Annotated in this window: 8 protein-coding genes; 3 read left to right on the forward strand and 5 right to left on the reverse strand. The window is 67.4% G+C overall.

Translation table 11 applies throughout. The features are described 5' to 3' along the window. Positions 1-21: 21 nt before the first annotated feature. The 3 genes from OPIT5_26150 to OPIT5_26160 all read right to left on the reverse strand — a co-directional run bounded on the left by OPIT5_26150 (position 22) and on the right by OPIT5_26160 (position 4,582). Positions 22-759, reverse strand: a complete 738-nt coding sequence (locus tag OPIT5_26150) for an orotidine 5'-phosphate decarboxylase (GenBank protein ID AHF93180.1) — start codon at positions 757-759, stop codon at positions 22-24. Between the two features lie 282 nt (positions 760-1,041). Further along, a complete protein-coding gene (locus tag OPIT5_26155) occupies positions 1,042-3,204 on the reverse strand; it encodes an AMP-dependent synthetase (protein AHF93181.1) in 2,163 nt (720 codons plus the stop codon). 100 nt (positions 3,205-3,304) lie between these two features. Further along, positions 3,305-4,582, reverse strand: a complete 1,278-nt coding sequence (locus OPIT5_26160) for an arabinose ABC transporter permease (GenBank protein AHF93182.1) — start codon at positions 4,580-4,582, stop codon at positions 3,305-3,307. 229 nt (positions 4,583-4,811) lie between these two features. Here OPIT5_26160 and OPIT5_26165 point away from each other — a divergent pair, with 229 nt between their 5' ends. The 3 genes from OPIT5_26165 to OPIT5_26175 are packed head-to-tail and all read left to right on the forward strand — an operon-like array spanning position 4,812 to position 8,612. Beyond that, positions 4,812-5,486: a hypothetical protein gene (locus tag OPIT5_26165; GenBank protein AHF93183.1), complete on the forward strand. Its 675-nt coding sequence runs from the start codon at positions 4,812-4,814 to the stop codon at positions 5,484-5,486. 51 nt (positions 5,487-5,537) lie between these two features. Beyond that, positions 5,538-6,716 carry a ResB protein required for cytochrome C biosynthesis gene (locus OPIT5_26170; protein ID AHF93184.1) on the forward strand — a complete coding sequence of 393 codons (1,179 nt, stop codon included), beginning with the start codon at positions 5,538-5,540 and terminating at the stop codon, positions 6,714-6,716. Positions 6,717-6,737: 21 nt separating this feature from the next. Continuing rightward, the gene (locus OPIT5_26175) at positions 6,738-8,612 is read left to right on the forward strand and encodes a cytochrome C biogenesis protein (GenBank protein AHF93185.1); all 1,875 of its coding nucleotides are present in this window, start codon (positions 6,738-6,740) and stop codon (positions 8,610-8,612) included. A gap of 74 nt (positions 8,613-8,686) precedes the next feature. Here OPIT5_26175 and OPIT5_26180 read toward each other — a convergent pair whose 3' ends face one another. Together OPIT5_26180 and OPIT5_26185 are read right to left on the reverse strand one after the other, a co-directional pair. Further along, on the reverse strand, positions 8,687-11,254 hold the full coding sequence (locus OPIT5_26180) for a hypothetical protein (GenBank protein ID AHF93186.1): 2,568 nt from the start codon (positions 11,252-11,254) through the stop codon (positions 8,687-8,689). A gap of 154 nt (positions 11,255-11,408) precedes the next feature. Further along, positions 11,409-13,373, reverse strand: coding sequence for a hypothetical protein (locus OPIT5_26185; GenBank protein AHF94765.1), 1,965 nt, complete (start codon positions 13,371-13,373; stop codon positions 11,409-11,411). Positions 13,374-13,604: the final 231 nt, after the last annotated feature.

Below are 13,604 nucleotides of genomic sequence, written 5' to 3' on the forward strand. Positions count from 1 at the left end.
GAGGAAGGAAGACGCGAAGCGTTATTCCGCATTCCGCAATCCGCAATCCGCATTTGGCAGTTCCGCATTTCGCAATTCGTCCTGGATGGCGCGGGCGGCGGCGGCGGGATCGGGCGCATTGAGAATCGGCCGGCCCACCACGATGTAGCTCGAACCGGCACGGGCGGCGTCGGTCGGCGTCATCACGCGCTTCTGGTCATCGCCGCCTGCCTTGCCCGCCGGGCGGATGCCGGGCGTCACGAGTTTCACGTCAGCCGGAAGCTGGCCGCGCAGCAAGCCGACTTCGAGCGGCGAACACACCAGCCCGCGCAAACCCGCCGAGGCCGCCAGGCCGCCGAGACGCGACACCTGCACGGCCGGCTCCGCGCCGATGCCGAGTTCCGTGAGCCCGGCGGCGTCCATCGAGGTGAGCACGGTGACGCCGAGAAGAAGCAGGTCGGGGCGGGTCTGTTGCTGCGCCTTGAGCGCGGCCTGCATCATCTCGCGTCCGCCGGACGCGTGGAGGGTGAGCATCCCGATCGGGAGCGACGCCAGCGACTCGACTGCCTTGGCCACGGTGTTGGGGATGTCGTGCAGCTTGAGATCGAGAAAAAGATCAAACCCCTCGTCGGCGACCGCGCGCACGTAGTCGGGACCATAGGCGGTAAACATCTGGAGTCCGATTTTCACCCGGCGGAGCGAGCCGCGGAGTTTTTTCAAAAGAGGCGCGGCTTCTTCGCGCGTGGGCACATCGAGAGCGAGAATGAGTTCGCAGGACATGATTCCTGAATGCGGGCAGCGCGGAATGGGGCGAGCCTGAAAAACGGAAGGCAGGGGCGCACTTCGTATCTGTCTGGCCAGCCCGCCCCCTGTAGCTGCGAACGCAAGTTCGGTAACTGTTGAGCGACGACGGCGTGTGACGGAGCGGCGGCATGGCAAGCTGTCGGCCTTCGGCCTCGGTACTTGCCGCTGCAGACGACGCAACGCGTCGCCGGTTCGGACGGTGAGGCATCGGGCGAGGCGCTGACGCGCCTCGTCGCTCAACGGATACCAGGTTCGCAGCTACGCTGAACGCTTGCCCTGGTTCTCCTCCGCCAGTTGCCGCAGCAGTTCGCGGTGGTTGATCTTTCCCGTCCCGAGCTTCGGGATTGCCTGGACCACGCGAAGCTCGCGGGGCGCGGCGAGGTTGCTCAGGCCCTTGTCGCGGAGCACGGCGCGGATGTCGGCCAGTTGCAGGCGCGATTCGTTGGTCACGGCCACGAGCTTTTCGCCTTTGTCGGCATCGGGCACGGCCACCACCGCCACCTGGCAGCGCAGGCCGTAGCGCGGGAACGCACCGGCAAGGGCGTCCTCGACCGCCGTGAGGCTCACCATCTCGCCGCTGATTTTCGCAAAGCGTTTCATGCGGCCGCGGATGTGGACGTAGCGCTCGTCGTCCACGAAGGCGATATCGCCGGTGTCGTACCAGCCGCCGCCGCGCTGGAATTCCGCGTTCGCTTCGGGGTTGATATAACCCTTCATGATGTTGGGGCCGCGCACGAAGAGTCGCCCGCCGTCGTCCACGCCGGGGATCGGATCGAGTCTGTACTCGATGCCCGGGAGCAGGCGGCCGGCCGTGCCGCTGCCGGGCTCCATGCGGTTGGCCAGGCTGAGGATCGGGCTGCATTCGGTGGCGCCGTACCCTTCGAGGATGCGCACGCCGAACTTCCGCGCCCAGGTATCGTATGTCGCCGCCTGCACCTTTTCCGCGCCGGCGAAGAGGAAACGCAGCGTGTTGAAATCGTAGGCATGGGCCTTGCGCGCATAACCGTTGAGGAAGGTGTTCGTGCCAAACAGCACGGTGCAGCAACGGTCGTAAACGAGCGTGGGCACGATGCGGTAGTGCAGCGGCGTCGGGTAGAGAAACGTGTAGCAGCCGCGCACGAGCGGAAACAGCAGGCCGGCGGTGAGGCCGAAACTGTGGAAGAGCGGGAGCGCGTTGAAAATGCGGTCGTGGTCCGTCACGTCGATCGTGGCGATGGCCTGGCGGAGATTGGCGAGAATGTTGCGGTGCGTGAGTTCGACGCCCTTGGGCACGCCTTCGGAGCCGCTGGTGAAGAGAATCGCGGCGGTGTCCTCCGCCGTCACCGGCGCGCGGCGCAGGCGGCGGCCGCAGGCGAGACGGTTGCGGAGGGCGGCCAGGAGCCTGGCCGCGAGGCCGATGCGCGGGCGGACGTCTTCCATGTAGACGAGCGTGATTCCGGCCTCGACGAGCGGAGCGAGATCGAGCCGGGCTTTTTCGAGAAACTGGCGCGATGTAACGATATTCCGGATACCGGCAAGCTGCGCGCACTGGAGCATGACGGACGTGCCGGTGGTGAAGTTGAGGATCGCCGGCACCTTGCCCTCCGACCAGAGGCTGAGGAGCGCGAGCGGCATGGCGTTGACGTTGGGAAGAACAACCCCGACGCGTTCGCCGCGCGCGGGACCGAGGAGGCGCGGCCAGACGGTGGCGAGGGCGTCGGTCGCGGTCATGAGCCGGCGGTAGGTCAGCTCGGTGGCGGTGGCGTCCTCGAACGCGACGTGAGCCGGGAGGTGCGCGGCGGTTTCGGCGATGGCGGCAGGGAGGGTTTGTGCACCCTCGGCCAGATCGACCTCGAACTGTTGCCGCACGAGCTGGTCGCGGAGCCAGAGCGTCGTCTTGTCGCGGGCGACCGTGTTGGAGTGTTGCTTGAAATCGGGAGCCTGCAGCGCCGGGGAAAAATGGGCGCTGACACGCGGGAACCATTGTTTCCAGCCGGTATGCCGCACGAATGGCAGCCGCGTGGCCCCGCGCAGGTAGCAGGTGATGACGCGGGCGCGGGTCTTGTGAATGAGGAACCCGGTGCCGTCGTAGATCTTCATGAGCGAGCCGGTGCGGGTGATCCGGCCTTCGGCGAAGAGCACGAGGCGTCCGCCCCGGTTGAGGTAATCGATCATCTCGCGCACGGCGTAGGGCGAGGCGGTATCCACCGGGAACGTACGGTGATTGACCATGAGCCGGCGATGCAGCCGGCTGATCCTTGCGGTGACCGAGGAGGTGACGATCCGCCAGTCGTCATCGAGCGTGGCGTAGAGGAACAGCCAGTCGAGCCACGAGGCATGGTTGGGAATGAGCAACACCGGTCCGGGCGTCGAGAGCGCGGCGGTGCCGCGGGCGCGGAAGCCGAAAAGCAGGCGAACGAGGAGACGAGCAAGCGTTTTCATAAAAGAGAAGGAGAAAGAGAGTGAGAGAGAATAGTCAGAGTGCCCGGAGCATAAGTCCCACAAGTCTCATGGGTCCCATAAGTCCCATAGGCTCGATCGCCTATGCCACCGGGCCCGGTTTCCGCTGCCGCATCAGCAGCGCAATCGCCGCAATGGCCACCGCCAGTCCGAGAAACACCGCGCTGGCGGACATCCCCGCCTTCACCGCCAGGAAGGTGTAGGCGCCGGCGATGCACATGCCGATGTTGTCGAAGAGATTCTGCACCGCGATCGTCTTGCCCAGCCGCGCGGGGTCGGACTCGGCCTGGAGCGCCGCGTTGAGCGGAATCAGAAAAAGCCCGGCCACGATGCCCGTCGCGATCAGCAAGGCCGTCACCGGCACGATGATGTGGATCGACGCGACGTGAAACACCGGCCCTCGCCAGAAACCGAACGACTCCACGCTGTACAAAAGCCCGAGCATCACCGCCAGGCCGAAGCCGTAGCGCGGGGCGGCGCGCAGGTCGCCGACCTTGTGGAACTGTCCGGCAAGGATGCTGCCGATCATCACGCCGACGCTGAGCCACAGGCCGAGAAGCGCGATCTGCGTGTTGTTCGCCAGCCCGAGCACCTGGATGCCCCACGGCTGGAAGTTGATTTTCATCGTCGCTCCGCACACCCAGAACAGCGCGGTGCCGAGCAGCACCTTGCGCAGGCGCGGCGAAGCGCACAGATCGCGCGTGTGCCGGCCGAATTCGCCGATGCTCGCGCCCAGGCGCACGCCCGGGTTGGCCGGCGTGGGCCGCATGCAAACGCTGAGCAGGAGTGCGCCGCCATAGATTGCGACGAGGATGCCGAAGGAAACGAGGACGTTGTCGTGAAATGCGTCGGAAAGCTGCGCCCCGGCAATCGCACCGGAGAGAATGGCGAGGAGCGTCAGCAGCTCGACGGTGCCGTTGGCCTTGACGAGCCGTTCGCGTGGAAGGATTTCCGGCAGGATGCCGTATTTGGCCGGGCCATACACGCAGGCGCCGATGCCGACCACAAGGTAGCCGATGCCCTGCCAGAACGCCCCTCCCCAAATGCTGACCGCGCACAGCAGGGTGCCGATGACCTTGAGGCCGTTTCCACCGACGAGCCAGCGGGTCTTGGCGTGGCGGTCGTTGAGGTAACCCGCGAACGGCGCGAGCAGCACGTACGGGATGAAGAGCAGGCTGGTGTAAAACGTGCTCGCCGTGCGCAGCGCCCCCTCGGTGATGCTCCCCGCCTGGTGCAGCCAGGTGAGTTGCCCGACGATGACGGCGAGGATGGCGTTGTCGCCAAATGCACCCAGAAACTGCCCGGCGAGCAGGAGCGGGTAATTGCGGGAGGTGCCGGAGGCGCTGGAAGCGGGTTTCATACGAGTTGCCTGAACATACAGGACCTCAGGGAGCAGCGATAATTGATAAATTCAATACGCGTTATGGCTGATGGCTGCCTCCCGTTGTCCGCAAGGCGCCCCCCTCCCCTCCCTCTCCAGGACTGGCATCGGTCATCCATCAGTTTTTCTTCCCGGCCTTCCGGTCCGGCTTATAAGCGGGCGGATTGGTTTGCAGTTCGCCCGCTTTTCACAATCCGTGTTCCGATTCATGACCTTGTACCGCCTCGCGCCGACCACGCTGAACCTCGTCCTTTTTGCCCTGATCCTTGCCGGAGCTGGCTGCCGAGACCGCGAAATCACCTCCTACACGATCCCGAAAGAACAACCCGCCATCCACCCGCCGCTCGCCGCGACCGACGCCGCCCTGCCGCCCGCCACCGGCGCTCCGGGCTCGGGCAACACCAACATGGCCGGCACGCCGGTCGTCACCGCCAGCGGCGACGGCCTTTCCTGGACCGCCCCCGCGCACTGGAAACCCGGCCCCGACGCACCCATGCGCAAGGCCACGTACCTCATCGCCGACGACGCCGGCGGCGGCACGGCTGAACTCACCGTCACCGCTTTTCCCGGCGACGTCGGCGGCAACCTCGCCAATGTCAACCGCTGGCGCCAGCAGATCCAGCTCCCCCCGATCGGCGCAGCCGAACTCGAAAAAGACCTCCGCCACCTCGACGTCGGCCCGTTGCACATCGACGTGATCGAACTCGCCGCCACCGCCGGCTCCCCGCCGCCGCGCGTCCTCGGAGCCATTGTCCCGTACGAAGGCGCCACCTGGTTTTTCAAGCTCACCGGGCCCGCCGCCCTCGTCGCCCGCGAACGCGCCGCCTTCGACTCGTTCCTCAAAACCCTCCGGCCCGCCGGCCCCGCCGCCCCTTCGCGCTAACGGTCGCTCCTTCCCCGCTCACTCACTCCCCCTCCTTCATTTTTCACCATCATGCGCTCCGTCTGGCAGGAATTCGTCCGCTTCTTCACCTCTCTCAGGCTCACCGTCGTTCTCCTCGTCCTGTCGATCTTCCTGGTGCTCTTCGCCACGCTCAACCAGGTGACGCTCGGCATCTGGGCCGTACAGGAAAAGTGGTTCCGCAGCTTCATCGTCCTGCACGAGATCAAGGGCATCCCTGTCCCCGTGTTCCCCGGCGGCTACTTCATCGGCGGACTCCTGCTCATCAACCTCGTCGCATCGCACATTTACCGTTTCCGGTTTTCGCTCAAAAAATCCGGCATCCTCATCACCCACGCCGGCCTCATCCTGCTTCTCGTCGGCGAGCTCTACACCGGCATCGTCCAGGAGGAGTTCCAGATGCGCCTCGACGAGGGCCAGACGCGCAACTACTCCGAAAGCCCGCGCGAGGTGGAACTCGCCGTCATCGACGCCACCGATCCGGCGACCGACACCGTGGTCGCCATCCCCGCCGGACAGCTTGCCCGCGTCCGCGGCAACCCTGCCCGCGCCATCCAGCATCCGCGTCTCCCCTTCACGCTCAACATTCTGGAATATTTCCCCAACTCCGCTCTCGAGATGCGCGAGGCCAACCCCGCCGCCCCGCCCTCCGGCGCCAACCGCGACATCGGCGAGAAACTCGCCCTCTATCCCCGCCCGCTCACGTTCACGGAAAACACCCGCAACCTCCCCGCCGCCCTCGTCGAGCTGCGCGGCCCCGGCGGCGCCTCGCTCGGCATCTGGCTCGCCTCCGCCTGGCTCGTCGAGCCGCAAACGTTCGACTACGCCGGACGCACCTGGCGCCTGCATATGCGCTTCCAGCGTGAATATCACCCCTGGTCACTCACACTGATCGACTTCGCGCACGACACCTGGATCGGCACCGACATCCCCAAAAACTTTTCCAGTCACCTCCGCCTGCAATACCCCGCGCGCGGCGAAGACCGCGAGGTGCTCATCTACATGAACAACCCGCTGCGCTACGACGGACTCACCTTCTACCAGCAAGGTTTTGATAACAACGACACCACCACCATCCTCCAGGTTGTCCGCAACCCCGGCTGGATGCTGCCCTACATCTCCTGCGTGATGCTCGCCGCCGGACTCCTCATCCAGTTCGGCATCCACCTCGTCGGCTTCGCCCGCAAGCGCGCCGTCGCCAACCGCACCTGATTCTCTTTCCCGCACCGACCGATGTCCCGCATCCTCCCGATCCTCCTTCTCGTCCTGGGCGCCGTTTACCTCGGCTCCACCCTCCGCGCGCCCCGCCAGCCGACGGAGTTCGACCTCGGCTCCTTCGGCCGCCTTCCCGTCGTCAAGAACGGCCGTATCAAGCCGCTCGATACCGTCGCCCGCACCACCCTGCTGCAACTCCAGGGCCGCCAGCGCGTCGCCACCGACGAAGGCCGCGCGCTCCAGCCCGTCGAATGGCTCGCCCGCCTCGTGCTCGACCCCGCGACCGTGGACCCGCTCAAGACTTTCGAGATCACCCATCCCGAACTCCTCGCCCTCATGCATGTCACCGCCGAAGACGGCGACGGCGGCAAACGCTACTCCTTCCGCCAGCTCGAGCCCCGCGTTCCCGACCTCGAACGCCAGTTCCAGCTCGCCGCCAATGTCGAGGCCAAACAGCGCACGCCCTTCCAGCACGCCGCCGTGCAGCTCTACGGCAACATCACCCTGTACCAGCAGATCAAATACAGCCTGGCCGATCCGGAAGCCGCCGACTGGCTCGGCGCGCTCACCGGGCTCCAGCAAAACCTCCACACCGACGTCGCCGCCGTCCGCGCCCAGGTCAACAACCAGCCGCACGACGAGGCCGCCGCCCGCCGCGTCATCGATCTCACCCGGCGTTTCCAGATCATGGACAACTTCGGCATCCTCCTCGCCATCCCGCCGCCCGACGGCGATGTCGCAAAGTTCTCCTGGAAAAAAGTCGGCGGTTCGCTTCTCGAAACCTTCGACACCGGCGCCATTAATCCCGCCGCCCTTACCTGGGCCGGCCTCGCCCACGCCTGGCGCGCGCAGCAACCCGCGCAGTTCAACGAAATCCTCCGGCTCTATCGCCAGGCGCTCGAACCCCGCTACGCCACCGAGCTTCGCAAGAGCGACATCGAGACCCGCTTCAACGCCGCCGCCCCCTTCTACTCCGCCACCGTGCTCTACGTGGCCGTGTTCCTCCTCGCCATCGTCTCCTGGCTGCGCTGGCCACGCGCGCTCGGCCGCAGCGCCTTTTACCTGATGCTGCTCGCCTTCCTCGCCTCGACTGCGGGCATCGCCATCCGCATGTGGCTCGAAGGCCGCCCGCCCGTGACCAATCTCTATTCGTCGGCCGTCTTCATCGGCTGGGCTTCCGTGCTGCTTTGCATCGCCCTCGAATGGTTTTACCGCACCGCCATCGGCACCGCCGCCGCCGGCCTCATCGGTTTTGCCACGCACATCATCGCGCACTACCTGTCGCTCGGCGGCGACACCCTCGAGATGATGCGCGCCGTGCTCGACTCCAATTTCTGGCTGGCGACGCACGTCATCGTCATCACGGTCGGCTACGCCGCCACCTTCGTCGCCGGCGCGCTCGCCGTGCTCTATGTCGTGCTCGGTTTCTTTACCCGCCTGCTCACGCCGCAACTCGCGAAAAACCTCACCGGCATGGTCTATGGCATCGTATGCTTCGCCACGCTCTTCAGCATGGTCGGCACGATCCTCGGCGGCATCTGGGCCGACCAGTCGTGGGGACGTTTCTGGGGATGGGACCCGAAAGAAAACGGCGCCCTCATGATCGTGCTCTGGAACGCCGTCATCCTCCACGCCCGCTGGGGCGGACTCGTCAAGCAGCGCGGCCTGATGAACCTCGCCATCGGCGGCAACATCATCACCGGCTGGAGCTGGTTCGGCACCAATCTCCTCGGCGTCGGCCTGCACAGCTACGGTTTTACGGAAAAGGGTGCGATCATCCTCGGCCTGTTCATGCTCTCGCAACTCGCCCTGATCGCCCTCGGGCTTTTCCCGCCCGAAAACTGGCGCAGCCCCGTCGCCACGACCCGGTCCCGGCCCGCCTCTTCCTCGTAGGGGCGCACTTCACGTGCGCCCGCGAATGGCGATTGAAGCTTCGTCCTGCAAACGGGCGCACGTGAAGTGCGCCCCTACGATACACTCTTCCGCCGCCTCACCAGCGACACGTCCACCCGCGTCAGCAACGCATCCAGCAGCACCAGCGCCAGCGCGCCGGCCAGCGCCCACCCGCGCAGGCTCCGTTCCGACACCACCCGCGGCGAATCCCAGATCGTCGCCAGGTCCAGCCGCTCGCGTCCGCCGCTGCGCACCGAAAGCTGCCGCAACTCCTCCACCCGTTCCCTGGAAAAACTCCATTCCGCTCCGCTTGCGCCCGTCACCGGGCCGAACGGCAGCGTCGCCTTCCCCACGCGCACCACGCCGCGCACCCGGCCGCCCGGCGGCAGCCCTGTCGTCACGCGAAACCGCCCCGGCTCGATTTTCTCCCACAATAACTCCCGCGTTTGCTCCATCCCTCCGCCCGCGCCCGCCGCGGCGGCGCTCACGAATACCACCGGCCCGTCCGCCGCCACGCGCGCCGCCCACGTTTCGTCGTGGAGCAGTTCCACCGACAGCCGCTCGCCCTCGACCTTCGTCCGCAGGCCCAGCCCCGGAGGCACATTCTCGCCCGCCAGCCAGCGTCCCAGTGTCTGCACAAAATCCCCGTAACCGGCCCACCCGCGCACCGCCGTCGAGTGATCGCCGCCGAGCGGGAACGACACCGCCGCCACCCGCCCCGCGCCCCGTGCCCACGCCGCCACCAGAGGCGCCCGGTATTCGTCCGTCGTCACGTACGACGCCGTCGCCCCGTCGCGCAGATAACTCAGGTTGTAGCCATCCACCGCCGCCGGCCACGGCGGCGCCCGCGCCGCGATCTCCGCCCAGCCCGGCGTGCCCTCGCCCGCCGTCTTTTCCTTGATGAACGCCGACCGCGCCACCGACACCGTTTCCTGCGCGAAAATCGCCGGCAGGTCCGCCGGGTTGGCGTTAAAAAACATCCGCCCGCCGCCCAGCCGCGCGATGTCCTCGAGCAGACGCGCATCGGAATCCGCCGTCGATCCGAGCCCGATCACGCTCACCGTCGCCCCGCCCGCCCGCATCTCCGCGAGCAGGTTTTTGTAATCGCCCGGTTCCTCCGAATCCGCCGCGTCGGAAAACAGGATCAGATGTCGCGTCCCCGTCTGCGCCCGCTGCAATTGCTTCCAGCCCGCCGCCAGCCCCTCGTAAACATAAATGCCGCCGCCCATGCTTTCGACCCGCCGCACCGCGTTGATGATTTTTCCGCGATTCGGCCCCACCGACGTCAGCGGCACGATTTCGTGCGCCGTCGAGTCCACCGCAAACACCGCCACCGCGTCCTGCTCGCCGAGCAACTCCACCGCGCGCGCCGCGCCCGTGTTGGCCAGGTCCATCTTCGACAAACCGCCGCCCGCGCTCGCCGCCATGCTGCCCGAACGGTCCATCACGATCGCCATCGCCGTGGCCAGTTTCCGGTGCTCCTTGCGCAGCTCCATCGACACCGGCAGCAGCGGATCGACGGGCGAGGAAAAATACCCGCCCGCGCCAAAACTGTTTTCACCGCCCGCCATGAAGAGCCCCCCGCCCTGCTCGCGCACAAAAAAATCCAGCGCCCCCAAAAACTCCGGCGCCACGCGATGCGCCGGCACGTTGTTGAAAACCACCAGCCGCGCTCCCGTCAGCGACGCCGCCGACAACGCCGACGGCGTATCCACAATCTCGACACCGAATCCCTGCGCCCGCAAAAGCCCCGTCACCGGATCGTCCGGGTAGTTGGTGACCAGCAACGCCCGCGCTCCGCCCGCCACCTCCACCCACGCCTCGGCGCGGTTGTTTTCCGGATGCGCGTCGGCCGCCGGCCGGATCGCCGCCTCATAACGCACCGCGCCCCCGCCGCCCACCCGGTCCGTCAGCCGCACCCGCGCCACCCCGTCGCGCAACTCCGCCACGCCCTGCGCCGCCACCCGCCCGTCGCGCGACACCTCCCATGGCACCCGCACGGCGTCCGCGGACGCCGCCGCACCCGCGCCACCGCGCCCCGTAATCACAAACTCCACCAGAAACGCCTCGCCCGGCCGCACCCGCGCCGGCGCGCCCACCGCGCCCACGCGGTAATCCTCCGCCTGCCCGTCACCCGTCAGCCGGTAATCGAGCGCCACGCCGCGTCGCAGCACCTTTTCCGCCGCGTCGCCGAGCGGTTCCGTCGAAAAGCCGTCCGAAAGCACGAGCAACCGCGACGCCCGGTCCTCCGCCATTTGCGCCAGAGCCAGTTCCAGAGCCACGCCCGTGCGCGTCAGCGACGTGCCGCCGCGAAACACCGGATCGCCCTGGTCGCGCCGCACCGCGTCGACCGCGTAGTCCACAAAAAACACCCGATCCTCCGGACGCTTCGAACGCTCCAGGATCGACGCCACCTCGCCCGCCTGCGCCGCCGCCGTTGCCGCGACCGAATCCGACCGGTCGGCCAGCACCCACACATCCAGCGCATTCCCGCCCACCCGCGCCCGCGGATCGGCCAGCGCCACGACCAGCGCCAGCAACGCCAGCGCGCGCACCGGTTCATGCAACCGCAGTACGCGAAACCGCCACCCCAGCACCACGAGCGCCGGCACCACAAAAAACCATTCCGGAGCGTGAAACATCATCGGTTAAAAAAAAGTGCCGCGGGCGTCCCGCCCGCTTCCGGCATGCGTATCGGCAAAAAAAGCATGCCGCTACGTAGCCACAGGCTTTTTCCGCCAATCTGCCTGTGGTGACGACGCTCCGCGTCGCCAATTTCCCGATACACGCCCTCTCTCATGTTGGCGACCGCCTCCTTCCGCCGCCCGGCCACCAGCTCCACAGCAACGCCCCGCCCATGACCGCCAGCCACACATTCGCCAGCGGATCGGGCCGCATCGCCCGTTCCAGCGCCGCCGCCGACTCCGCCGGCAACCCGGTGTCGAACGTCTCCGCCTGCGAAAAATCCCCCTGCCGCACATCGGAAAACTGCGCCGCGCCCTCCACCAGCACCCCGTCGAACCCCGAAGCCTCACCGCCGCCCGCCGCCGCACGATCCGCCACCACGCGGAAAAATCCCGGCTCGCCCGGCGCCCGCAACACCGCCAGTTCCCCCGCCGACAACCCGTGCCCCCCCTCACTCCCTCTCCCGCTCGCTCCCTCGTCAGAGTTCCCCCCCGCAAGCGCCCCGGTCACCAGCCGCACCTCGCCTCCCGGACTTGTCTCCGCCACGCTTGCCTCCGCCACCGGCACGCGTGCTCCTGTATCGAAATTCGCCGCATATCCGCCCGGCTGCGCATCGCGCACCGCCTCGACAAACCGACGCAGCATCAGCACCGATGCCGGCAGCCGCGACGCGTTGCCCGCCTCCCAGTCGAAATTGAACACCAGCCGCCACCCCCGCGCATCGCCGCGCCCCGCGCCCCCTCCGCTCGTCCCCAGCCACGCCAGCGGCTTGTCCGCCTGCCAGAGCAACACCTCGTCGCCCGCGCTCCGCTCCAGCCGCCACGCTCCCGGTCCGATCAGCCCCTGCCAGTTGAGCCCGTCCACCAGCGGATGCCGCTCGGCCACCACCGGAGCGCGCTGCACCCGCACATCCCCTCCCTCAACGCCCGCGCGCGGCGCCAGCACGATTGTCGCCAGGTTGCCGCGCCCGTTCGCATCCTCCGCCACCATCCCGCGCCCGATCCGCAACCTCGCTCCCTCGCTCCCCCTCACTCCCGCTGCATCCCCTCCGCCGGCCGCCGTCGGGACGATCCGCACACCCGGCACGCTCTCCGCCACGCGCCGGAAAAATTCTCCCGCCTCGCCCTCCAGTTCCACGCTCACCGGCAAAACCTTCGCCCGCGGACGCACCAGCGGCAGCCGGTCATCGAGCGCGAACGCGTCGCCCTCCAGCGCGAGCACCGCCCGCGCCACGCCTTCCGGCAACCCCGCCCCGATTTCCACCAGCCCGCCCGGCGGCAGCACAAGTTCCTGGGCCGGCCCCTTCGCGCCCGCCTCCGATTCCATCCACCACCGCCGCCGCTGCTCCGTCGCCGCATGATTTTTCACCAGCACCCGCCACCGCACCTCTCCCCCTCCCTCCCTTACACTCTCCCTCCCCCTGCTTTCCTCCGACGCCCCGGCAAATCCGACATTCTCCAGCGCTCGCCCCACCCCGACCGCCGCCTGACCGGGCGGGACCTTGGCGCGTGAATCTGTCACGAACCAGCACACACCGTCGCTCCCCGCCAGCGCCTGCCCGAGCCGCAACGCCGCTCCGTAATCGTGCGACCCGCGCCGCGGCCTCCACTCCGCTGCCAGCGCCGCTTCCGCCCGCGCCCGGTCGGCTCCCCGATACAGCGGCGGACGCCGCGGATCGCTCGTCATGATAACCCAATCCGTATGCCGCGCCCGGCCGGCGGTCTCCCCCATCCTGGCTCGCGCCGCCATCACTGCCTCATTGCGAAACGCCGACATCCCGGCCGCGTCGTCCATCACCACCACCACGGTCTGCGACGACTCTTCCCGCACCCACCGCGGCCCCGCCAGCACCCACGTCGCCAGCAGCACGGCCAGAATCTGCAACCAGAACGCCCGCGACACCCGCAACCGTTCCCACGACCGCCCCGTGCGGCTCTCCGGCGCGAGCGATTCGATGAGAAACAGCGTGCTCGTGCGCACCTCGCGCGCCTTGTGCTGCAGAAAATGGATCGCCACCACCACCGGCACTCCAAGGAGCGCCCAGAACGCGAGCGGATTGGCGAAGGAGGGAAACATGATTCGGCAAACAGGAAACCGGAGCGAAAGCACCCGGATGGCAAGACTCACAAAGTCCGCCGCGTGCATCAAGAGCGCCGCCGGGAACCCCTTTTATCATTACAACTTCTGATAGAGGGATTTTATTAGCACAACTGATTACCCCGCCAATAATTGCGGAGCATTTGGATTTGAAGCGGCGTTCATTTGCCGGCTTCATCCGAAGCCAGTCTGCCACCTGCCCGCCTCCCC

Source organism: Opitutaceae bacterium TAV5 (assembly GCA_000242935.3).
Taxonomy (GTDB): Bacteria; Verrucomicrobiota; Verrucomicrobiia; order Opitutales; family Opitutaceae; genus Geminisphaera.